At 67.3% G+C, this 20835-nt stretch carries 18 protein-coding genes; 9 read left to right on the top strand and 9 right to left on the bottom strand.

Features of this window, described 5'->3' with window-relative positions:
• Positions 1-42: 42 nt before the first annotated feature.
• The 3 genes from AZOLI_RS20355 to AZOLI_RS20345 all read right to left on the bottom strand — a co-directional run bounded on the left by AZOLI_RS20355 (position 43) and on the right by AZOLI_RS20345 (position 4737).
• Entirely contained in the window at positions 43-2340 is a 2298-nt protein-coding gene (locus AZOLI_RS20355; RefSeq protein WP_014189024.1) for a TonB-dependent receptor, read from the bottom strand.
• Between the two features lie 359 nt (positions 2341-2699).
• Positions 2700-4127 (bottom strand): glycosyl transferase family protein, encoded by a 1428-nt coding sequence (locus AZOLI_RS20350; protein WP_244442598.1) that lies wholly within the window; start codon positions 4125-4127, stop codon positions 2700-2702.
• A 172-nt stretch (positions 4128-4299) separates the two neighbouring features.
• Positions 4300-4737 (bottom strand): EamA family transporter, encoded by a 438-nt coding sequence (locus tag AZOLI_RS20345; RefSeq protein ID WP_014189022.1) that lies wholly within the window; start codon positions 4735-4737, stop codon positions 4300-4302.
• A 328-nt stretch (positions 4738-5065) separates the two neighbouring features.
• Between AZOLI_RS20345 and AZOLI_RS20340 the strand changes: the two genes are divergently transcribed.
• The 5 genes from AZOLI_RS20340 (at position 5066) to AZOLI_RS20320 (ending at position 9772) form a co-directional block, all read left to right on the top strand.
• On the top strand, positions 5066-6019 hold the full coding sequence (locus AZOLI_RS20340) for a siderophore ABC transporter substrate-binding protein (RefSeq protein ID WP_014189021.1): 954 nt from the start codon (positions 5066-5068) through the stop codon (positions 6017-6019).
• Positions 6020-6062: 43 nt separating this feature from the next.
• On the top strand, positions 6063-7022 hold the full coding sequence (locus tag AZOLI_RS20335; protein ID WP_014189020.1) for an ABC transporter permease: 960 nt from the start codon (positions 6063-6065) through the stop codon (positions 7020-7022).
• A complete protein-coding gene (locus AZOLI_RS20330) occupies positions 7012-7980 on the top strand; it encodes an iron chelate uptake ABC transporter family permease subunit (protein WP_014189019.1) in 969 nt (322 codons plus the stop codon). Before AZOLI_RS20335 ends, AZOLI_RS20330 begins: the two co-directional genes overlap by 11 nt.
• Positions 7977-8735 (top strand): iron ABC transporter ATP-binding protein, encoded by a 759-nt coding sequence (locus tag AZOLI_RS20325; RefSeq protein WP_014189018.1) that lies wholly within the window; start codon positions 7977-7979, stop codon positions 8733-8735. The genes AZOLI_RS20330 and AZOLI_RS20325 overlap by 4 nt, the downstream gene beginning before the upstream one ends.
• A gap of 101 nt (positions 8736-8836) precedes the next feature.
• Complete coding sequence (locus AZOLI_RS20320) at positions 8837-9772, top strand: alpha/beta hydrolase (protein WP_244442597.1); 936 nt, start codon at positions 8837-8839, stop codon at positions 9770-9772.
• Between the two features lie 9 nt (positions 9773-9781).
• On the opposite strand, the gene AZOLI_RS20315 is transcribed toward AZOLI_RS20320, so the two are convergent.
• Together AZOLI_RS20315 and AZOLI_RS20310 are read right to left on the bottom strand one after the other, a co-directional pair.
• Positions 9782-10333 carry a histidine phosphatase family protein gene (locus AZOLI_RS20315; protein ID WP_014189016.1) on the bottom strand — a complete coding sequence of 184 codons (552 nt, stop codon included), beginning with the start codon at positions 10331-10333 and terminating at the stop codon, positions 9782-9784.
• A 138-nt stretch (positions 10334-10471) separates the two neighbouring features.
• Complete coding sequence (locus AZOLI_RS20310; protein ID WP_429725909.1) at positions 10472-11524, bottom strand: type II asparaginase; 1053 nt, start codon at positions 11522-11524, stop codon at positions 10472-10474.
• 363 nt (positions 11525-11887) lie between these two features.
• Here AZOLI_RS20310 and AZOLI_RS20305 point away from each other — a divergent pair, with 363 nt between their 5' ends.
• The 4 genes from AZOLI_RS20305 to AZOLI_RS20290 all read left to right on the top strand — a co-directional run bounded on the left by AZOLI_RS20305 (position 11888) and on the right by AZOLI_RS20290 (position 17523).
• A complete protein-coding gene (locus AZOLI_RS20305) occupies positions 11888-13432 on the top strand; it encodes a caspase family protein (protein WP_244442596.1) in 1545 nt (514 codons plus the stop codon).
• Positions 13433-13684: 252 nt separating this feature from the next.
• The gene (locus tag AZOLI_RS20300) at positions 13685-14494 is read left to right on the top strand and encodes a gluconate 2-dehydrogenase subunit 3 family protein (protein WP_014189013.1); all 810 of its coding nucleotides are present in this window, start codon (positions 13685-13687) and stop codon (positions 14492-14494) included.
• A gap of 3 nt (positions 14495-14497) precedes the next feature.
• Positions 14498-16270: a GMC family oxidoreductase gene (locus tag AZOLI_RS20295; RefSeq protein ID WP_014189012.1), complete on the top strand. Its 1773-nt coding sequence runs from the start codon at positions 14498-14500 to the stop codon at positions 16268-16270.
• A gap of 11 nt (positions 16271-16281) precedes the next feature.
• Entirely contained in the window at positions 16282-17523 is a 1242-nt protein-coding gene (locus tag AZOLI_RS20290) for a cytochrome c (protein ID WP_044552244.1), read from the top strand.
• Positions 17524-17601: 78 nt separating this feature from the next.
• Here the strand turns inward: AZOLI_RS20290 and AZOLI_RS20285 are convergent, their stop codons facing one another.
• From AZOLI_RS20285 to AZOLI_RS20270, 4 genes are all read right to left on the bottom strand, one after another.
• The gene (locus AZOLI_RS20285; RefSeq protein WP_014189010.1) at positions 17602-17847 is read right to left on the bottom strand and encodes a hypothetical protein; all 246 of its coding nucleotides are present in this window, start codon (positions 17845-17847) and stop codon (positions 17602-17604) included.
• A gap of 46 nt (positions 17848-17893) precedes the next feature.
• Positions 17894-18916 carry a type I glyceraldehyde-3-phosphate dehydrogenase gene (gap, locus tag AZOLI_RS20280; RefSeq protein ID WP_014189009.1) on the bottom strand — a complete coding sequence of 341 codons (1023 nt, stop codon included), beginning with the start codon at positions 18914-18916 and terminating at the stop codon, positions 17894-17896.
• A 117-nt stretch (positions 18917-19033) separates the two neighbouring features.
• Positions 19034-19771, bottom strand: a complete 738-nt coding sequence (gene pgk, locus AZOLI_RS20275; protein WP_052315470.1) for a phosphoglycerate kinase — start codon at positions 19769-19771, stop codon at positions 19034-19036.
• Between the two features lie 41 nt (positions 19772-19812).
• Positions 19813-20775 carry a DMT family transporter gene (locus AZOLI_RS20270; protein ID WP_014189008.1) on the bottom strand — a complete coding sequence of 321 codons (963 nt, stop codon included), beginning with the start codon at positions 20773-20775 and terminating at the stop codon, positions 19813-19815.
• Positions 20776-20835 lie beyond the last annotated feature (60 nt).

The raw sequence follows: 20835 nt of genomic DNA, 5'->3' as shown, positions 1-20835 counted from the left end.
CCTCCGCGGGAGAAGGGCTTTCCCAGAGGCGAACGCCGTGGATCAGAACGTCAGCCCCGTCGTCAGCATGACGGTGCGGCCGGAAGCGGGCACGGCACGGGTGGCGTTGAAGGCCGAGGTATAGTTGCGATGGTCGGTCAGGTTGTAGCCGTTGAGCGCCACGGAGATATTGCGGATCTCGTAGGACACCATCGCGTCGGCCGAGAAGGTGTCGGGCATGCGGGCCGTGTTGGCGCTGTCCGCCCAATATTCCGACGCGTACTGCATGCCGCCGCCGACGGTGAACTTGCCGGGGATGCCGGCCTCGAACTCGTAGGTCGTCCACAGGCTGGCATTGTGTTTGGGCACGTTGGCGGCGACCTTGCCGACCACTGCCGGATTGGTGCGGGACTCCGTTACCTTGCCGTCCAGGTAGGCGTAGTTGGTGTAGATGTTCCAGTGCTCCGTCACCTTGCCGCTGATGCTGGCCTCGAAGCCGCGGACACGGATGCCGAGACCGGCCTCGGAGAAGCCGTCGGTGACGGTGCCGGTGGTGGGGTCGATCGAGTAGGTGTTGGACTTCTCGGCCTGGAAGATGGCACCGCTGATACCCAGCCGGCCGTTCAGGAAGTCGGCCTTGCCGCCGATCTCGTAGAGGTCGGTCTGTTCCGGATCGAAGTTGCGGGCATTGTTCGGCGTTTCGGCCGTCCCGTTGGTCAGCGCCGAGGCAATATCGGTGCCGACCGGCTTGTAGGAGCGCGAGTAGGAGGCGTAGACCGACGAGTCCTTGGTCGGTTCATAGATCAGGCTGACCGACGGGCTCCAGGTGCGCTCGGTTCCCGTGCCGCTGGCGATTGTACGGTCGGCCGAACCGAAGCTGGTGCGGAAATAGTCCCAGCGCAGTCCCCCCTGGACCGACAGCTGGTCGAGCAGCCAGACGCGGTCGCTGGCGAACAGGCCGGCGTTGGTGACGCTGGCTTCGCGGCCGCCGGTCGCCGGGAAGGTGATGGCGGTGTTGGCGGCGTAGCTGTGCGACGGGTTGCGGACGGTCTGGTTGTTGACGCGGTTGGCCCAGGTGCCGTTCTCGCGCTTGTCGCGCTGGTAGCTGACGTCCACGCCGCCGTTGAAGGAATGGCGCAACCCGAAAAGCTCGCCGTTCACCTTGGCGCCGGTGACGTTCTGCACGCCCCAGCCCTGCTGCTTGTAGGCCAGCCCGCCGCCGGCGCCATAGCTCAGTGTCGGATTGCGGCCGGCCAGGAACTGGGTGGCGGCGGTGCCGCTGAGCGCCGCCGGGTTGGTGGCGGCGAAATTGCGCTCGTAATGACTGAAGCGGGAGTCGTTGTAGACCGACAGAGCCTTGTTCACCTCATGCGCGAAGGTCGAGGTGAGGATATGGTTCTCGGTGTCGTCGCGGTCGAGGTTGCGGACATAGGAGGTCGAGCGGTCGAGGCCGAACTCCCCCGCCGGACGGAAGATGCCGTCGCGGCCCTGCACCATCGGCTGGCCCATGTCGGGTGTCTTCTCGCCCTTCAGGAAGGCGTAGTTCAGGTGCCAGGTGGTCGGTGTGCCGAGGCCGAGGCCGAGGTCGGCGGCGATGCCGCGGCGGTCGGCCTCCACCTCGTCGCGGTCGGCGACGTTCTGGGTGTGGTAGAGGCCGTTCACCCGCAGCGCCGCGGTGTCGCTGAGCGGCTGGTTGATGTCCACCGTGGTGCGGTAGGTCGGGCCGGTGCCGACCGACTGGTCGATCTGGACCTTCGGCTGCAGCGACGCCTTCTTGGTGCCCTGGTTGATCACGCCACCGGAGTTGCCGACGCCGAAGCCGTTGCCCGACGGACCCTTGAAGACCTGAACCGTCTCGGTGTTGAAGACATCGTGGGTGTAGACGCCGAAATCCTTCAGGCCGTCGGTGTAGATGTCGCCGCGCGCGGTCAGGCCGCGGATGCGGAACTGGTCGCCGTTCTGGCCGCCGTTGCCCTCGCCGGTCGAAATGGTGATGCCCGGCACGTTGCGCAGTGTCTGTTCCAGCGAGGTGGCGCGCTGCTGCTCGATGATCTCCTGCGGCACGACGTTGACGACGCGGGGCGTGTCCTTGACCGTCTCCGGCAGGCGGGACACGCCGGTGGGGGCGGCGTTGACGTTGCCGGTTTGCGGTGCCGCGGCGTCGACCTTGATGGAATCGAGCTGGAGGGCGTCGCTGGAGGACCGCTGCGGCGTCGGACCGGTCCCCGGAGCGCCCGTTCCTGTGCCGGCCGTCTGCGCATCGGCCGTCGCCGGAATGGCGAAGGTCATGGCCAGGCTGGCCGTGGCGGCCGCGCCGGCCAGAAGGGGTCGCAGCCCAAGGGGGGACGTGGTCTGTCGCATCAAACTCTCCCGAAATGCGCCAAGGTGATTGGTCGATCGCTGAGGCGCCTTCTACCAACGGGATAGGCCTGTCCGACAACCGACGAAATTCAGAATGGTTCTAAATTGCAAAATTGATCACGTATCGATGCGGGTGGGGAGGGGCCGTTCTGCGCCGTTTGAGACGCAAAGGAATGGCCGGCGCCAATCAGCGGGCACCGATTGGCAGAAGCCGATATTATCAATTGCTAACAATGTGTTAGCTGGCGACTCCGCCCGCCGCTCCGCGGCTGCGGGGAGGGTGGGCGGCGGGCTGCGATGGTGGCTGTGTTGCAGAAAGAGCACGCAGTTAATAAGAATGATTTTCATCCGCATCCGGGTCAGCGAGACCGCCGATGCTTCCACAGGGCCTCGGCCTCGGCCATGGCGGCATCGAACCCGCCGTTGACCGCGCCGGGCAGGGAGAACAGGGCGAAAGCGGCGGTGCCGACGATGATCCGCTCGGCCCGGACATCCGGCATCGCCCCGGTCCAGACGCCCTGCCAATACTCCAGGCTGGTGCCACGGGGCCGGGGTGTGGCCGGCGGCTCCGCCATGCGGGAGGGGAGGGCGAGGTCGTTCGGCTCGCCGTCGATCAGGCGATGGATGGTGGCCGGGCGGAAGGGGGTGTATTGGGCGACATCGCGCACGCTGCCCAACACGGTGATGTTGGGCAAACCCAGCAGGCGCGCGGCATCGCGATGCAGTTCGCGGTGCGACGGCTTGGTCACGCCCAGCAGGCTGGTGCGTCCGCCGGCCGGCCGCAGCAGATGGACCGCTTCAAGGGCTGCATTGCGGAACTGGGTCAGCCGGTGCAGGGCGATCAGCCGGTGGATCTGGGGGGCGAGCGCCGTCAGCGGAACATAGGCGATACGCTGGGTTTCCAATGCCGCGCCGATCTGGTCGGCGGTCGAGCAGACGGGGATGCCGAGTGCGGCGGACACCACCTCGTACCGTCCGCCGGCGGCGCCGCTGCCGGTGTTGCCGTGCAGCAGGACCCGGTGCCCGGCCTGCGCCACCAGCCTGGCGGCGTGAAAGAACCAGGGCGGGTTGTGGTAGTTGGGCGAGGTGAAGCAGGGCCAGTCCAGGTCGGCTTGGACGGCAGGGGGTGGATCGTTCGGCTGCGACAGGCCCAAGCGTCCGTCGAACCGGGCGGCGACATGACCCTGCATCGCGCGCACGAAGCCGGCGAGTTCCGGCGCGGTGGCGCCGCGCACGCGCATCATGCCGAACAGCGCGCCGGTCTGGATCGGGTCGGCCTCGCCGGCCAGGACGATGCTCATCGCCTCTTCCGCTTCCTCCATGGTCAGCGGGCGGCCATGGCCGCCGCCGGCAATGCCGAGGACGCCGATGTTCCGGGCCAGCCGGTCATGGGGGGAGCTGCTTTCCCCGACCCGATCCAGATTGGCGGCCACCTCCGCCGCGGAGGGCTGGCCGTCGAGGAGGTTGGCCGGGCGCGTCGCCAGCGGCGGGACCGGAATGGCGGACGGGACGTTCCAGCCGGGGTCGAAGGGTTCCGCCCGGCGGCTGGCGATTGTCGGCTGGAACAGATCGTCGATGGCGGCCGCCAGCGCCTGCACCTTCGGCCGCAACGCCTCGGCAAAGGGAGTGGGGACGAGTCCGCTGCCGGACCGGACGAACAGCGGATCGCCGAACTCCTCCCGCATCTGGCCGAGCAGGCGGCTGAGCGCCGGGGGCTGCATGTCCAACTGTCGGGCGGCCAGCGTGACGTTCCGCATCGACAGAAGGGCATCCAGTGCCACGATCATGCGCCCGCGCGTCAATTTGTCGCTCGCTTGGCCGGCTCCCCGGCGGGATTCGAGCCGGTCCACAGGCACGGGGGGGCGATCGCTCATGCTGCCCATATGGTGCTTTCTCCGATCCCTTGAAGGATGGCGATAATGATACGCACTCGCGTTGTTGGGCAAGCCGTTGCGGTGCCTACTTGAAGGCCAGCAGGATCACGCCGGCGGCGATCAGGACGACGCCTAGCCAGTTCGGCGCCGACAGCTTCTCGCCGAGGAACAGCACGCCGAACAGGGCGACCAGCACGACGCTGAGCTTGTCGACGGGGGCGACCTGGGAGGCGGGGCCGAGCTTCAGCGCGCGGAAATAGCACAGCCAGGACGCACCGGTGGCAAGGCCCGACAGGACCAGGAACAGCCAGGTCTTTCCCGATAGGGCGGACGGCGCCAGCGACTGGCCCGACGAGACGACGATGCCGATCAGCAGCAGGAAGATGACGGCCGTCCGGATCAGCGTGGCCATGTCGGAGCCGACGCCCTCCACCCCGACCTTGGCGAAGATGGCGGTCAGCGCCGCGAAACAGGCCGACAACAGGGCCCACAGCATCCAGGACGGCAACAGTCCGTCAGTCATTCTGTTGATTTCCTTCATATTTTTCACCATGGCCGCAAAGGCGCCCACAGCACCCCAGGCAGGGAGCCTGCAATGGATGCGGAGATTCCCGGAAGCCCGCCCGTCGCCGCAAGGCCGGGCGGATGGAGCCAAGCGCGGGCATGGCCGCCATCCGTGCTGCGTCGCATCGTCCCAAGCGGAAGTTTTTGCAAGTGAGAATTAGAGTCGTTAGCATGCGCCCGCGGACCGTGCCCGGGGCGCGCACCGGCCCGATCTGCCCGCCCGGACCTGTCCGGCGCCCATCGGCGCCCGCAGGTTCGGCGTATTCCGGATAAATTTGGGAGTTGTGATGACAATCGTGACGCGCCGCAGGGATCTGTTGACGGCAGGTCTGGCGATTGGGGTTTCCGGCTTGGCGCCCGTCCTCTTGCCGCGCGCGGCCTTCGGCCAGAGCGCAGCCCCCGGCACCATCCGCCATTCCCAGGGCGAGACGAAGCTGCCCAAGGCGGTCGGCAAGGTCCTGTGCTTCGACATGGCGTCGCTCGACACGTTGGATGCGTTGGGCGTTCCGGTGGCGGGTGTGCCGACCCAGGCGAAGCCGGCGTATCTCGCCAAGTATGACGGTCCCGGCTATGCCCGGATCGGCACGCTGTTCGAGCCGGACTACGAGGCGGTGAACGCCGCCCAGCCCGACCTGATCATCGTCGGCGGCCGGTCCGCCCCGAAATATGCCGAGCTGTCGGCCATCGCCCCCACCATCGACCTGACGGTGAAACCGGAGCGCTTCTTCGACAGCGCGCTGGAGAATGCCGGCATTCTGGGCCGCATCTTCGGCAAGAGCGCCGAGGTGAAGGCCCGTGCCGACAAGCTGCGCGCGACGGTCGCCGAGGTGAAGTCGATTGCGGCCGGGGCGGGCAAGGGTCTGCTGATCCTGACCACCGGCGGCAAGATCAGCGCCTATGGTCCGGGCTCGCGCTTCGGCGTGCTGCACACCGAATATGGCGTGGTGCCGGCGGCGGAGAAGCTCGACACCTCCAACCACGGGCAGGCGGTCAATTTCGAGTTCATCCTGCAGACCAACCCGGACTGGCTGTTCGTGCTCGACCGCGATTCCGCCATCGGCCGGGAGGGCCAGTCGGCCAAGCAACTGCTGGACAACGACATCGTGCGCCGGACCACCGCATGGCAGAAGGGGCAGGTGGTCTATCTGAATGCGGCGAACTGGTATCTGATCGGCGGCGGGCTGCAAGCCATGCAGCAGGATGCCGACGACATCAAGGCGGCCCTGACGGGAAAGGCGTGACGATGCCCGCCTTCGCTATCGCCGCCGGCGGTGGATCGCCGGCATGAGGGGGCTTGTCCTGGCTGCAGCCGGCGTCATCGCGCTGGCGGCGGCCAGCCTGTTCGTCGGCGTCAGCGACGTGACGATCGGCACGCTCCTGAGCGGTGCCTCGGACGAGGCGACGCAGGTGCTGCTGGTCAGCCGCATTCCGCGCACGCTTGCCCTGGTGCTGGCCGGGGCCGGCATGGCGGTGTCGGGCCTGATCCTGCAGATGCTCGCCCGCAACAAGTTCGTCGAGCCGTCCACCGCCGGGACCGCGGAATCGGCGGTGTTCGGCATGCTGATGGTGACGCTGCTCGCGCCGGAAACGCCGATGCTGGGCCGGATGCTGGTGGCGGGCGTCTGCGCGCTGGCCGGAACCGCGCTGTTCCTGGCCATCCTGCGGCGGATGCCGCTGCGCTCGCCGCTGATCGTGCCGCTGGTCGGCATCATGCTGGGGGCGGTCATCACCGCTTCGACGGAATTCGTCGCCTACCGCTTCGACATGCTGCAGTCGGTGCGGGCGTGGGAGACCGGCGACTTCTCCGGCGTGCTGCGCGGGCGGTACGAACTGCTGTGGATCGGCGCCGTGCTGACCGCCGTCGCCTATGCCGCGGCGGACCGCTTCACCGTCGCCGGGCTGGGGGAGGATTTCACCACCAACCTGGGCCTCAACCACCGGCGCGTGGTGTCGCTGGGGCTGGTCATCGTCTCGCTGGTGACGGCGGCGGTGATCGCCACCTGCGGCATGATCCCGTTCCTGGGCCTGATCGTGCCCAATCTGATCAGCCTGATGCGGGGCGACAACATGCGCCTCTCGCTGCCCTGGGTGGCGCTGTTCGGCGCCGGGCTGGTGCTGGCCTGCGACATCGCCGGCCGGCTGGTGATCCGCCCCTACGAGATTCCCATCGGCACGACCATGGGCATCGTCGGCAGCGCGATCTTCCTTTACCTGCTGCTGCGGAAGAACCGCCATGCCGCCTGACCGCCGTTCGTTGCCTCCGGCCGTTCTGATCGCCGGGCTGGGCGGGCTGGCCGCCGCGTCCATCGTCCTGTTCATGACCGTCGGCGCCAAGGGAAGCTGGAGCTTCATCCTGACCTTCCGCGGCACCAAGGTCGCGGCGATGGTGCTGGTCGGCTGGGCCATCGCCATGTCCACCGTGCTGTTCCAGACCATCACCAACAACCGGATCCTGACCCCGTCGATCATGGGGTTCGACGCGCTCTACCGGTTGATCCAGACGGTGCTGGTGTTCCAGCTGGGATCCGCCGCGGTGGCGGCCTTCGATCCGCGCCTGCGCTTCGGGATCGAGGTCGCGGCGATGGTGGCCTTTTCCTGGCTGCTCTATCGCTGGCTGTTCTCGGGAAGCCTGCGCGGGCTGCACCTGCTGATGCTGGTCGGCATCGTCTTCGGCGTGCTGTTCCGCAGCCTCACCAGCTTCCTCTACCGGGTGATCGACCCCAACGAGTTCCTGGTGGTGCAGGACCGCATGTTCGCCAGCTTCAACCGGGTGGACGGCCAGCTTCTGGCGGTTTCGGCCCTGGTGGTGCTGGCGGTGTCGGTGGCGGTGTGGCGCAAGGCCGGCGTGCTGGACGTGCTGGCGCTGGGGCGCGACGCCGCCATCAACCTGGGCGTCGATCACCGGCGCGAGGTGATGCGGGTGCTGGTGATGGTGTCGGTGCTGGTCGCCGTCTCCACCGCGCTGGTCGGTCCGGTCACCTTCTTCGGCCTGCTGGTCGCCAACCTCGCCTATCTGCTGGTGGATACGCACCGGCACCGTCTGATCCTGCCGGTGGCGGCGCTGGTCGCCATTCTGGTGCTGATGGGCGGCCAACTCGTCCTGGAACGGCTGCTGGGCTTCAACGGAGCGCTCAGCATCGTCATCGAGTTCCTGGGCGGTATCGTCTTCCTGATCATCCTTGTGCGGAGAGCGGCCCGATGATCGAGGTCCGGAATGCCTGCAAGTCCTATGGCGAAACCCTGGTGGTCGACGACGTGTCGATCACGCTGCCGGCCGGCGGCGTCATCTCGCTGATCGGGGCGAACGGGGCGGGGAAATCGACCCTGCTGTCGATGATCAGCCGCCTGCTGCCGGTGCCGGCCGGCACGGTGACGGTGGAGGGCATGGACGTCACGACGACGCCCGGCGACGTGCTCGCCCGCCACCTGTCGATCCTGCGGCAGGACAACCAGATGACGGCGCGGCTGACCGTGCGCGACCTGATCGCCTTCGGCCGCTATCCCCACAGCAAGGGGCGGCTGACGGTGGAGGACCGGGGCCATATCGAGCGGGTCATCCGCTATCTGGAGCTGGAGGCGGTCGCCCACCGCTTCCTCGACGAACTGTCGGGCGGCCAGCGCCAGCGCGCCTTCATCGCCATGGTGCTGTGCCAGGACACCGAATATGTCCTGCTGGACGAACCGCTGAACAACCTGGACGTCAAGCATGCGGTGGCGATGATGAAGCTGTTCCGCCGCACCGCCGACGAGTTCCGCAAGACCATCATCCTGGTGCTGCACGACATCAACTTCGCCTCCTGCTATTCGGATCGGATCGTGGCGATGCGCAACGGCCGCATCGCGCACCAGGGTTCGCCGGAGGACATCATCACGCCCTGCGTCATCCGCGACGTCTATGGCGTGGAGGCCGACATCCACGAGATCGACGGCAAGCGCGTGGCGCTGTATTTCCGCTGATCGGACACCGAAGCGATTCGAACGGGTCGGTTGTCTCTGAGTTTCGGATCCAGGTCATGTCGTCACGATCGATGCCCGGTTCCGGTGGGAGTGCCCTTCAAATGATGAGCGATCCGACAATGACGCGGCGTGGCCTTCTGGGTGCGTCGATCGCGACGGTGGCCGGGGCGGCAGACCTGATGCCGTGCGGTCCCGCTGTCGCCGGCGAGCCGGTGGCGGTGACGCTGCCCCGTACGGTGCAATGGGACATGACAGCCGGCGGTGATCCGGACCGGCCCCATCGTATCTTCGCCGCCTGGCCGGAAACGCCGCCGCCGCCGGAGGGATGGCCGGTGCTGTATCTGCTGGACGGCAACAGCATCTTCGGCACGGCGACCGAGGCGATGCGGGTGATCGGCGGGCATGGCGCCGCGGTGGGCATTCCGCCGGCCTTGGTGATCGCCATCGGCTATCCGATTGAAACGGCGTTCGACCAGCCCCGGCGGGCACGGGACTATACGCCTCCCGCTGCCGGGGCGCCGTCCGGGACCGGCGGGGCCGACGCCTTCCTCGACTTCATCGAAACGGAGGTGAAGCCGGAGGTGGAGCGGCGCTTCCGGGTCGACCGCAGCCGCCAGACCCTGTTCGGCCATTCCTATGGCGGGCTGTTCGTTCTGCATGCGCTGTTCACGCGCTGCGTGGCGTTCCAGCGCTATGTCGCCGCCAGCCCGTCGATCTGGTGGCAGGACCGTGCCGTCCTTGCGGAAGAGCGCCGCTTCACCGAGGCTCCTCCGCCGGCCGCCGCCACACGCAGCCTGCTGGTGACGGTGGGCGAGAGCGAGTTGCAGGCCCCCCCCGGCGAGCCGCCCGACCCGGCACGCGAGGAACGGCGACGCAAGGCGCGGATGGAGGAGAATGCGCGCGAGTTGGCGGAGCGGCTGGCGGCGTTGGGGCGTCACGGGCCGGCGGTGAGCTTCGTGTCCTTTCCCGGAGAGAACCATGGCTCCGTCATTCCGGCGGCGATCAGCCGCGCGGTGGCCGTGGCGCTTCGGCGCTAGGCGGAAAACTCAGCGGGTCGGCAGACGGTCGAGGCGGTCGGGGTCGGGGGTGCCGTTCGCCCGCAGCAGGACCGCTTCGCCCGATGCCGGGAAGATGCCGGTCAGCGCGGTGACGGTGACCTGATGCGTCACCAGCACGACCGGCTTGCCGTCGCGCGGCAGGTCGGCCAGGAACTGGCGCAGTTCGGTCACCTTGTCCTTTTCCTCCTCCGGCCGGCCGATGAAGGAGTTGAGGGCGGGCATCTCCTTTACCGGACCGAGATCCAGCAGCCGCGCGGTCTCCAGGCAGCGGCACCATTGGCTGGACAGCACGCGGGCCTCGGCGATGCCGAACTCGTGCAGCCGCTCGCCGATCCGCTTGGCCTGGGCGCGGCCGTCGTCGCTGAGAGTGCGCTGGGTCGCGCAGTCGTCCAGCGTGAAGCCCGGAGGGTCGCCGGTGCCGGGAGCCTGCGCGTGGCGCATCAGCACGACGAGACCGGCGGTCTCCATCGCCGCGGCCGGAAACGCAAGCAATGCGGCGGCCGTGAGAGCCATAAGGGTGCGACGGTGCAGGATGGGCATCGGCATCTCCGGTGATGGCGCAAGCCCGCCAGCCCTTCCTGTCGGGGTTGACGGGCTCCCCTCAATGTACCTGAGAATGCCTGATGGAGAGACGGAGGTCACCTGGACTGCCGCCGCCCCCATGATGACCGGCAAGGATCAGTAGGTGTAGAACATCTTCTGGATGGCCTTGGCGTCGGTCGTCTTGGTGAGGGCCAGCATCAGCAGGATGCGCGCCTTCTGCGGATTGAGGCTGTCGCTGGCGACGAAATCCAGCTCGTCGTCGTTGGCTTCGCCGTTACGGGCGACGATGCCGTTGCCGACACGCGAGGAGCGGACGATCGCCACCCCCTGCTTACGGGCTTCGATCAGGCCGGGCTTCATCGCGTTGGACAGGCTGCCATTGCCGACGCCGGCATGGACGATGCCCTTGGCACCCGCCTTCACCAGAGCGTCGAGCGCCGTGCGGTTGTTGTTGGCATAGCCATACACGATGTCGACCTGCGGCAGGCTGTCGAGGCCCGAGATGTCGAATTCGGCCTCGGCTGTGTGCTTGCGCACGACCTGACGGTAGAAGTGGGGCCGGTTGTCCTGCATGTAGCCGAGGAAGCCGAGTTCCGGCGTGCGGAAGGTATCGGCGGTAGAGGTGTTGGTCTTGCTGACGTCGCGGCCGGCATTGATCTGGTCGTTCAAGGCGACCAGAACGCCCTTGCCGACGGCGTCCTTGGAGCCGGCCAGCGTCACCGCATTGTAGAGGTTGACGGGGCCGTCGGCGCTGATGGCCGTCGAGGGACGCATGGCGCCGACAATCACCACCGGCTTGGTGCTCTTGACCGTCAGGTTCAGGAAATAGGCTGTTTCCTCGATGGTATCGGTGCCATGGGTGATGACGATGCCGTCGACGTCCTTCTGTGCCAACAGTTCGTTCACCCGCTTGGCCAGCTTCAGCCAATGGTCGTTGGTCATGTTCTCGCTGGCGATCTGGAAGACCTGTTCGCCCTTGACGTTGGCGACCTTCTTCAGTTCCGGCACCGCTTCGATCAGCTTCTCGACGCCGACCTTGGCGGCGGTGTAGCCGACGGTGGTGGTGCTGGTGGCACCGGTGCCGGCGATGGTTCCGCCGGTCGCCAGGATGGTCACGTTGGGCAGCCCGTCGGCGGCAAAGGCCATGGTTCCGGACAGTGTCATGGCGGCGGCCATCCCGGCGGCCATCAGGGTGCGGGCGGTGGTCTTCAACACGGTGTTCCTCTCCCATTTCTATTTTCTTGGCCGGCACCTGCCAACCCTTGGGAATGGGCAGTCTGTACAACTCCATTGAATATCCTTGCTCAGAACCATGAACGGATTGCGCAATGAATGTGAACGGCCGTTCGCAACCCTGCAGCAGTGCCGCTCCGAAGCCGGTCCCGCAAGCGCAGGCCTTGCAAGCGCAGGCGTTGCCTGGGCAGAGTGGCCGCAACGATTCCGATCCGAAGGAAAACCGCTTTGAGGACCCTGGGACGCACCCTTGCCCTTGCCTTGGCACTGTTGGCTTTTGCGTCCGGGCCATGCTGGGCGGCGGGAAATGAGCGGCGCGTGGCTCTGATCCTGGGCAACAGCGCCTATCGGCATGCGCCGTCGCTGCCCAATCCGGTGAATGACGCCAGGGCGATGGCCGACTCCCTGCGTGCGGCCGGGTTCGAGCTGGTCGGCGGGGCGCCGCAGATCGATCTGGACCGGGCGGCGACCGAGCGTGCGATCCGCAGTTTCGGCGCCAAGCTGGCCGGGGCGGATGTCGGGCTGTTCTTCTATGCCGGGCACGGCATGCAGGCGCGCGGCACCAATTACCTGCTGCCGGTCTCCGCCAATCTGGAGAAGGAGTCGGACGTCCGCTATGAGCTGATCGACATCGCCATGGTGCTGGACGAGATGGCTCTGGCCGAAAGCCGGATGAACATCGTCATCCTCGACGCCTGCCGCAACAATCCCTTCGGAGGCCGCGGCCTGCGCGCGGCGTCGCCCGGGCTGGCGCAGATGCAGGCGCCGGCCGGCACGATCATCGCCTATGCGACGCAGCCGGGCGCGGTGGCGGCCGACGGCGCCGGGTCGAACAGCCCCTATACCGAAGCGCTGTCGAAAGCCCTGCTGAAGCCGGGGGAGACGGTGTTCGACGTCTTCAACGATGTCGGCATCACGGTCAAGCGCAACACCGGCGGCGTCCAGCAGCCCTGGGTGTCGGCCTCCCCCATCGAAGGGCGCTTCTATTTCCTGGGGCCGACGACGGTGGTAACCCAGCCGCCGGCCGAGGCGCCCCCCGCGGCGGGAGCCGACAAGGAGACGCTGTTCTGGGACAGCATCAAGGGCAGTTCCAACCGCGGGCTGTTCGAAGCCTATCTGAAGCAGTTCCCGCAGGGCACCTTCACGGCGATTGCCGAGGCGCGGATCGCCGAACTCGGCGGGACGGCGAATGCTGCCGCCACGGGGGAACGGGCGCCGGTGTCGGTTGCCGCCCTGGCCGCTCCGCCGGTTCCTGCGCCCACCCCAGCCACTCCGCCGACGCCGACCGCCCGGCCGGTCGATGTCGAGGCGATCCCCTATCTCAATGCCAAGGCGCGCGCCGCACTGGCCGTGTATCCCGGCCTGCCGTCGCCCAAGGCTCTGGCGATTTCGACCAAGGGGAACTACGCCTATTTCTCCAACAAGTCGAACAGCCGGACCGCGGACGACGTCAGGCGCAGCGCCCTGCAATATTGCCAGTACCGGGCGGAGGAACCCTGCACCCTCTATGCCGTCGATGACGGCGTGGTGATGGACGGCAAGCGCTTCGTGCCGATGCCGGTGGAAATCCTGGGTGCCGGCCCCTTCGATCCGGCGCGCGTCCCCTTCGTCAGCGAGCGCACGCGCAAGGTCGGCATGGTCAACTACCAGCGCAACCCCGGACACAAGGCTCTGGCCGTGACGCTGACCGGCCGCTGGGCGTCGGTGTGGGACCGCGACAGCGAAGAGGATGCCGGCACGGCGGCGGTTGAGAAATGCGAACAGGCCGGCGGCAAGGAGGAGTGCATGCTCTACGCCGTCAACGACGAGATCGTGCTGGACGAACCGCCGGAGGGCGAGACGGCCGAAGACGAGGAGGAGTGATCCGCCGCCGCCCGGCTCCATAGAGGGCGAGAACCGCCGAAGGGTTACCGCCGGGACGGCATACCACCGGCGAGGGTCGCGAACGCGTCCGCAGCATCGACCGTTTGAACCGGGTTTTCGCCCGATGATGGCGGCGCGTGCCCGTCAGGGCGGGTGTATGTCTTTCGATCATTGGAAGTTTTCGTTCCACCGCAGATTTGTTCTGCAATACGGCAGGGCAGCGGTCGCGACGAATCCCAGGATGATCCAGACATGATCCCAGGCAAGAATTCCGGCGGACACCAAGGCAGTCCCCCCGGCAGGCCCGACGGGGCAAGCCCGTTCCACACCAGCCGCCGCCGCTTCCTTGCGACCACCGCGATGGGGCTGGTGGCGCTGTCGGCGTCCGGTGCCAGTGCGAAAATCCTGTTCGGTACCGGGTTGCCTTGGGATTCGGGGGCCATAGAGCCGCCCCGGCAGGTCCTGCCCGGTCCCTGGACCTTCTTCACCCCGCGCGAGGGCGAGATGGTGGAGGCCATCGCCGAACGGCTGATCCCCGCCGACGAGCTCAGCGTCAGCGGCAAGGATGCCGGTTGCGCCGTGTTCATCGACCGGCAGTTGTCCGGCCATTACGGCAGTTCCGAACGTCTCTATATGAAGGGGCCATTCCAGCCCGGCCTGCCGACCCAGGGCGACCAGAGCGACCTGACCCCGGCGACGAAGTATCGCCAGGGGCTGAAGGCGCTGGACGCCCATTGCCGGCAAGCCATCGGTGGCAAGAGCTTCACCGACCTGTCGCCGGAACAGAAGGACCAGATTCTGACGGCGATGGAGAAGGATGAAGTCAAGTTCGATGGGCCGGTCGGTTCCGGCAGCTTCTTCAGCCTCGTCCTGCAGAACACCATGGAGGGGTTCTTCGCCGACCCGATCTATGGCGGCAACCGCGACATGGTCAGCTGGAAGATGATCGGCTTTCCCGGCACCCGCTACGATTTCCGCGACCATGTGCTGAAGCACAATCAGAAATACACGCTGCCGCCGGTGTCCATCGGCGGACGCGGCGACTGGGCCAGGAAGGGCTGAGAAATGGCGCGCAAACTTCCCCGCAAGGATGTGGTGGTCATCGGGCTCGGCTGGACCGGGTCGATCGTCGCGAACGAGCTGTGCGACGAAGGGCTGGACGTGGTGGCGCTGGAGCGCGGCCCCTGGCGCGACACCGCCACCGACTTCAACATCGGCTATGCCCCGGACGAGCTGCGCTACAACTCCCGGCAGGAGCTGATGCTGCGGCCGGCGCAGACCGCGGTCACCGCCCGCAACAACGCCGGCCAGACTGCGCTGCCGATGCGGCAGTACGGCTCCTTCCATCCCGGCAACGGCGTCGGCGGGGCCGGCGTACATTGGGCCGGCATCACATGGCGCTTCTCGCCCTATGATTTCCGGCTGCGGTCCCATTATACCGAGCGCTATGGCGAACGGAGCATACCGGAGGACATGACGATCCAGGACTGGGGCCTGACCTATGAGGATATGGAGCCCTATTACGACCGGTTCGAATATCTGGCGGGCGTGTCGGGCAAGGCCGGGAACCTTAATGGCCAGCTCCAGGAGGGCGGCAATCCGTTCGAGGGCGCGCGCCGGCGCGAGTTCCCCAATCCGCCGATGATGCAGACCTTCGGCCCCACCCTGTTCGCGGAGACGACGGCGGAGATGGGCTACAAGCCCTTCCCGATCCCGTCGGCGCTGCTGTCGCGCACCTACACCAACCCGCTTGGCGTGACGATGGGGCAATGCACCTTCTGCGGCTTCTGCACCAATTACGGCTGCGCCAACTATTCCAAGGCCAGCGCCCAGACTACTGTGCTTCCGGTGCTGATGCGCAAGTCCAACTTCGAACTTCGCACCCTGTGCGAGGTTCTGAAGGTCAATCTGGACTCCACCGGCAGGAAGGCGACCGGCGTTACCTATGTCGACACGTCGGGCGACGAGTTCGAGCAGCCGGCGGATCTGGTCATCCTCTGCGCCTTCATGCTGGACAATGTGCGGCTGATGCTGCTGTCCGGCATCGGTACGCCCTATGACCACCGGAGCGGCAAGGGCGTGGTGGGCCGGAATTTCTGCTACCAGATGGCCAATCAGGTCGTCGGCTTCTTCGATCCCGCCAAGTACAACTTCAACAACTTCATCGGCGGCGGCGCCACCGGCATGGCGATCGACGAGTTCAACAACGACAATTTCGACCATGGGCCGCTGGGCTTCCTCGGCGGCGGCAGCACGCGCTGCGCGCCCATCGGGGCGGAACCGATCTCCAAGCGGCCGACCCCGCCGGGCAGCCCGACCTGGGGTTCGGGCTGGAAGAAGGCGATGCGCGACAGCTATCTCAGCAATCTCAGCGTCGGCTGCGAGGCCAGCAGCTATGCCAGCCGCGGCAACTTCCTGGACCTCGACCCGACCTACACCGACCGGCTCGGCCGGCCGCTGATGCGCATCACCTTCGACTTCCCCGAGAATGACGTGAAGATGTCGGCCTATGTCACCGCCAAGGTGGCGGAGATCGTCCGCGCCATGGGGGCGCAGCAGATCGTCGAGAATCCGCGCACCGGGCCCTGGTCGGTGGTGCCCTACCAGTCCACCCATGTGGTCGGCGGCACGGCGATGGGGGCCGACCCGTCGACCAGCGCGGTCAACCCCTTCCTGCAGAGCTGGGACGTGCCCAATGTCTTCACGGTGGGGGCGAACGTCTTCCCGCAGAATTCCGGCTTCAACCCGACCGGGACGGTGGGGGCGCTGGCCTATCGCGCGGCGGATGCGATCCGCACCCGCTACCTGAAATCCCCCGGTCCCCTGGTGCAGGCATGATGGGTGCAGGCATGAGCAGGAAACGTCTCGCCATCGCCGCCACCGTCCTGGCGATGGCCGCGATGCCCACCCTGCGGTCGGCGCAAGCCGACGACCAGGATTTCGCTCTGATCGAGCGCGGCCGCTATGTCGCCGTCGCCGCCGACTGCGTCGCCTGCCACAGCCTGCCCGGCGGCAAGCCCTATGCCGGCGGTTCGCCCTTGTACACGCCCTTCGGCACGCTGGTGGCCCCCAACATCACGCCGGATCGCGAGACCGGCATCGGCAACTGGACGGAGGAGGACCTGCGCCGCACGCTGCGCGAAGGCATCGGGCGCGGCGGCAAGCGGCTTTACCCCGCCATGCCCTACCCGGCCTATACGCGGATGACCGATGACGACATCCGCGCGCTGTGGACCTATCTGCGCACGCGGGAGCCGGTGAGCAACGCGGTCGAGGCCAACCAGCTGCCCTTTCCCTTCAACATCCGGCTGCTGATGGCGGGCTGGAACCTGCTGAACTTCGAACCGGAGCGCTTCAAGCCCGATCCGGACAAGTCGCCGGAATGGAATCGCGGCGCCTATCTGGTGCAGTCGCTCGGCCATTGCGGCACCTGCCATACGCCCAAGACCATGCTGGGGGCCGACGATACGGACCGGGCGCTGCAGGGCGCCAACCTTCAGGGCTGGTACGCGCCGGCGATCACCGCCGATCCGCGCCAGGGCATCGGCGACTGGACGACGGACCAGCTGGTCGCCTACCTGAAGACCGGCGCCAACCACCAGACGCTGGCCTCCGGCCCGATGGCGGAGGCGATCCAGAACTCCACCTCGAAGATGACGGACGCGGACCTGAAGGCTATCGCCGCCTATCTGCTGGACCAGAAGCCGCCGGAAGCCGGCGCCCCGGCGCGGCTGGCGGCGGATGACGGGCGGATGAGGACGGGGGAGGCGGTCTATGCCGACACCTGCATGGCCTGCCATGGCGGCGACGGCAAAGGCCAGACCTTCCTGTTCCCGACGCTGGCCGACAGCGGGGTGGTGCAGGCCGACGATCCGGCGACGCTGATCAGGCTGGTGCTGGACGGCTCCCGCGCGGTGGCGACCGACGACCGGCCGACCGGCCCGGCGATGCCGCCGCTGGGCTGGCGGCTGGACGATGCGCAGGTGGCGGCGGTCGTCACCTACATCCGCAACAGCTGGAGCAACGCGGCCCCGCCGGTCAGCGCCGACGAGGTGGCCAGGATGCGCAAGACGCTGGCCCAGGCACACTGAGGACAATGCTGGAAAAGGAACGGGCCGGCACCTCTGGGATGCCGGCCCGCTTCGCTTGACCGTCTCGACGCCGATCCGTCAGCGGTCGCCCAGATCGTGCTCGATCTCGGTGACCAGCCGTTCGGCGCATTGCACGGCGCGCCGGCGGTCCTCGTCGGTCATGCCCTGCATGGGATCGGATTGCGCCGGGAAGGAGTCCGACCGGCAGAGCCGGCGGCCCGATGCGCAGACCATCACTTCGTACTGGCGGCTGTCCTCGTTGAACAGGCACTCGGACTCGAAGCCCTTGGCGTCGGTTTCGGCCCACATGATCGTCTTGCTCATCGTCCGGCTCCTTTGGTCTGGGTCGGCGCTCTTGGTTCGGCGCGGTTTACTTGGCGTTCGCCATCGCGACGGCGGTGTCGGCCATGCGGTTGGAGAAGCCCCACTCGTTATCATACCACGCCATGACACGCACGAAATTGCCGTCGATGACTTTCGTTTCCTTCAGTGCGAAGGTCGAGCTGTGCGGGTCATGGTTGAAATCCGAGGACACCAATTCCTCGTCATAGGCGCCCAGCACGCCCTTCAGCGGGCCGTTGGCGGCGTCGCTGATCGCCTTGGTGATCTCCTCGACCGAGGTGGCACGGCCGGCGGTGAACTTGAAGTCGACGACCGACACGTTCGGGGTCGGAACGCGCATGGCGGTGCCGTCCAGCTTGCCCTTCAGCTCCGGCAGCACCTTGCCGACGGCCTTGGCCGCACCGGTGGAGGTCGGGATCATGTTCAGGGCCGCCGCGCGGGCGCGGTGCAGGTCCTTGTGGTTGGTGTCGACGATCCGCTGGTCACCCGTGTAGGAGTGGATCGTGGTCATGAAGCCCTTCTCGATGCCCACCAGGTTGTGGAGGACATGCGCGACCGGCGCCAGGCAGTTGGTGGTGCAGGAGGCGTTGGAAACGATCTTGTGCTCGGCGGTCAGCTTGTCGTGGTTGACGCCGTAGACGACGGTGATGTCCTCGTCGGTGGCCGGAGCGGAGATCAGCACCTTCTCGGCGCCGGCTTCCAGATGCTTGGCGGCATCGGCGCGCTTGGTGAAGATGCCCGAGCATTCCATGGCGATCTGGACGCCCAGTTCCTTCCACGGCAGCTTGGCCGGGTCACGCTCCTGCACGACCTTGATGGAGTGGCCGTTGACGATCAGAACGCCGCCCCCGTCTTCAATTTGGGCGGTCTCGATGGTGCCGGGGAAGCGGCCGTGGACGCTGTCGTACTTCAGCAGGTGCGCGTTGGCCTTCAGATCGGCCAGGTCGTTGATCGCCACGACCTCGACGTCCTTGCGGCCGCTCTCGTAGATGGCGCGCAGAACCAGACGGCCGATGCGGCCAAAACCGTTGATCGCTACCCGTACAGCCATGATCGTGCTCCAGTCGTTGCGTTGCGGTCTCGTGCCGGTGGGGGCGGAGACTCGATTTAACCGGGAAAGGCGGGTTTCGGCCCGCCGGGGGTGCAGTTATAAGGTGCAGACCGGCTCCTAGGCAGGAACCGCGCGGTGCGAGGCGGCGTCCAGCCAAGCCGGCAGGGCGTCGTGGTTGGTCAGTTCGCTGAAACGGCCGTCCACCCCTGCCGCGGCCAGTGCCGCGATGGTGTCGTCACCCGCCGCCACCGAGCGCAAGCCGGCGTCGCGGGTGCGCCGGGCGATGAACCAGGCCAGCGCGTTGGTGCCGCCGTCGAAGGGGGCGATCTCGTAGACGCCGAGCGGGCCGGTCCAGACGACCGTTCCGGCGGTCTCGACGCAGCCGGTCAGCCGTGCGACCGTTGCCGGGCCGATGTCGAGAACCATGTCCTCCGGCCCGATGGCGGCACAGGAGACGACGCGATCCTCCGCCCCGTCCCGCGCCTCGGTCGCCACCACCACGTCCACCGGCAGCAGCAACTCGCAGCGGCAGGCCCTCGCCTTGTCCAGGAGCTTGCGCGCCTCGCCGATCAGCTCGTGGTCGCACAGCGAGGCGCCCATGTCGGTGCCGGCCGCGGCCAGGAAGCTGTTGGCGATTCCGCCGCCGAGCGCCAGCACGTCGACCCGCGTCACCAACCGGGCCAGCAGGTCCAGCTTGGTGGACAGGCCGGTGCCGCCGACGATGGCGCAGACCCGGCTGGAAGTGGCAAAGGGCGCCGGCCGCTGGGGGGTGCCGGTGCTCCGTCCACCCTGGATCAGTTGCATCCGGCCGGTCAGGCGGGGAGCCGGAGTTCCGTCGACATCGGTCGTAACCATGATGCCTGTCCTTTCCTTGAAACTTAGATCGGCAGACCCGCTCACACGGTCCGAACCGGATCGGCATTCGGGGCCTGCGTCTTCGGACATGAGTCCAACTGGGAAGCGGTAGCAGCGGCGCGGCGGGTCTCGCGGTACAGGATCAGCAGGCCGCTGGCGATGACGATGGCGGCGCCGATCATCACATGGGCGGCCGGCACGTCGCCCCAGACCAGCCAGCCGAGGATCGTCGCATAGATCAGGCTGGCATAGCTGAAGGGGCCGACCACCACGGCGCGCGCCAGCGAATAGGCCCGCGTGCTGCAATATTGGGCGCCGCCGCCGGCGATCCCCATGCCGGCCATCAGCGTCAGTGCATGCGCATCCGGCGTGACCCAGTCGAAGGGGAGGGCCAGCGCGCTCAGCACCGTGGAGATGACGGTGAAGTAGAACACCGTGGTCACCGGCTTTTCCGTCCGTCCCAGCTGGCGCATGGCGATCATCGCCAGGGCGTAGCAGACGGCCGCGGTCAAGGCGACGATGGCGCCGCGGTCGATCATGTCGGGACCGGGCTGCACCATGATCAGCACCCCGGCGAACCCGACCACCACCGCACCCCAGCGGAAGGCTCCGACCTTCTCACCCAGCAGCGGAACCGACAGGGCAGTCAGGAACAGCGGGGCGGAGTAGGAGATCGCCACCGCATTGGCGAGCGGCATCAGGTGATAGGCCCAGAACAGCAGCACCATGGAGGCGAGGCCGACGATGGCCCGCCACAGATGCCCCTGCCAATGGGTGGTGTGCAGGCAGCTCCGCCCGCCCGCCGCGACCACCATGGCGACCGCCGGCAGAAGGGCGAACAGGTTGCGGAAGAAGGTGACCTCGCCCAGCGGATAGCTTTCCGCCAGGATCTTGGCCAGCGCGTTCATGATCGTCATCAGGGCCATCGCCAGCAGCATCGACAGGATGCCGAGCCGGATGTTCTCCGGCGGTCTGGCGGTTGAGCTTGTGGGGATCTGTTCCATGATGACCGCTCCTGCCCGGAAGTCTCCCCTCTCCCCCCCGGGGAGAGGGGATCCTACGTG

Origin of the sequence: Azospirillum lipoferum 4B (genome assembly GCF_000283655.1) — a bacterium.
Classification (GTDB): Bacteria; Pseudomonadota; Alphaproteobacteria; order Azospirillales; family Azospirillaceae; genus Azospirillum; species Azospirillum lipoferum_C.
Note: the sequence above shows the minus strand (reverse complement) of the source record. Positions and strands in the feature narration are given on the sequence as shown.

What these genes read in the sequence shown, in the direction of transcription:
- gap (WP_014189009.1), bottom strand. Translation starts at nt 18,916, where the DNA reads ATGGCTGTACGGGTAGCGATCAACGGTTTTGGCCGCATCGGCCGTCTG.
- pgk (WP_052315470.1), bottom strand. Translation starts at nt 19,771, where the DNA reads ATGGTTACGACCGATGTCGACGGAACTCCGGCTCCCCGCCTGACCGGC.
- AZOLI_RS20355 (WP_014189024.1), bottom strand. Translation starts at nt 2,340, where the DNA reads ATGCGACAGACCACGTCCCCCCTTGGGCTGCGACCCCTTCTGGCCGGC.
- AZOLI_RS20315 (WP_014189016.1), bottom strand. Translation starts at nt 10,333, where the DNA reads ATGCCCATCCTGCACCGTCGCACCCTTATGGCTCTCACGGCCGCCGCA.
- AZOLI_RS20320 (WP_244442597.1), top strand. Translation starts at nt 8,837, where the DNA reads ATGATGAGCGATCCGACAATGACGCGGCGTGGCCTTCTGGGTGCGTCG.
- AZOLI_RS20335 (WP_014189020.1), top strand. Translation starts at nt 6,063, where the DNA reads ATGAGGGGGCTTGTCCTGGCTGCAGCCGGCGTCATCGCGCTGGCGGCG.
- AZOLI_RS20345 (WP_014189022.1), bottom strand. Translation starts at nt 4,737, where the DNA reads ATGACTGACGGACTGTTGCCGTCCTGGATGCTGTGGGCCCTGTTGTCG.
- AZOLI_RS20330 (WP_014189019.1), top strand. Translation starts at nt 7,012, where the DNA reads ATGCCGCCTGACCGCCGTTCGTTGCCTCCGGCCGTTCTGATCGCCGGG.
- AZOLI_RS20300 (WP_014189013.1), top strand. Translation starts at nt 13,685, where the DNA reads ATGATCCCAGGCAAGAATTCCGGCGGACACCAAGGCAGTCCCCCCGGC.
- AZOLI_RS20285 (WP_014189010.1), bottom strand. Translation starts at nt 17,847, where the DNA reads ATGAGCAAGACGATCATGTGGGCCGAAACCGACGCCAAGGGCTTCGAG.
- AZOLI_RS20295 (WP_014189012.1), top strand. Translation starts at nt 14,498, where the DNA reads ATGGCGCGCAAACTTCCCCGCAAGGATGTGGTGGTCATCGGGCTCGGC.
- AZOLI_RS20310 (WP_429725909.1), bottom strand. Translation starts at nt 11,524, where the DNA reads ATGGCCGCCGGGATGGCCGCCGCCATGACACTGTCCGGAACCATGGCC.
- AZOLI_RS20325 (WP_014189018.1), top strand. Translation starts at nt 7,977, where the DNA reads ATGATCGAGGTCCGGAATGCCTGCAAGTCCTATGGCGAAACCCTGGTG.
- AZOLI_RS20350 (WP_244442598.1), bottom strand. Translation starts at nt 4,127, where the DNA reads ATGATCGTGGCACTGGATGCCCTTCTGTCGATGCGGAACGTCACGCTG.
- AZOLI_RS20340 (WP_014189021.1), top strand. Translation starts at nt 5,066, where the DNA reads ATGACAATCGTGACGCGCCGCAGGGATCTGTTGACGGCAGGTCTGGCG.
- AZOLI_RS20290 (WP_044552244.1), top strand. Translation starts at nt 16,282, where the DNA reads ATGAGCAGGAAACGTCTCGCCATCGCCGCCACCGTCCTGGCGATGGCC.
- AZOLI_RS20270 (WP_014189008.1), bottom strand. Translation starts at nt 20,775, where the DNA reads ATGGAACAGATCCCCACAAGCTCAACCGCCAGACCGCCGGAGAACATC.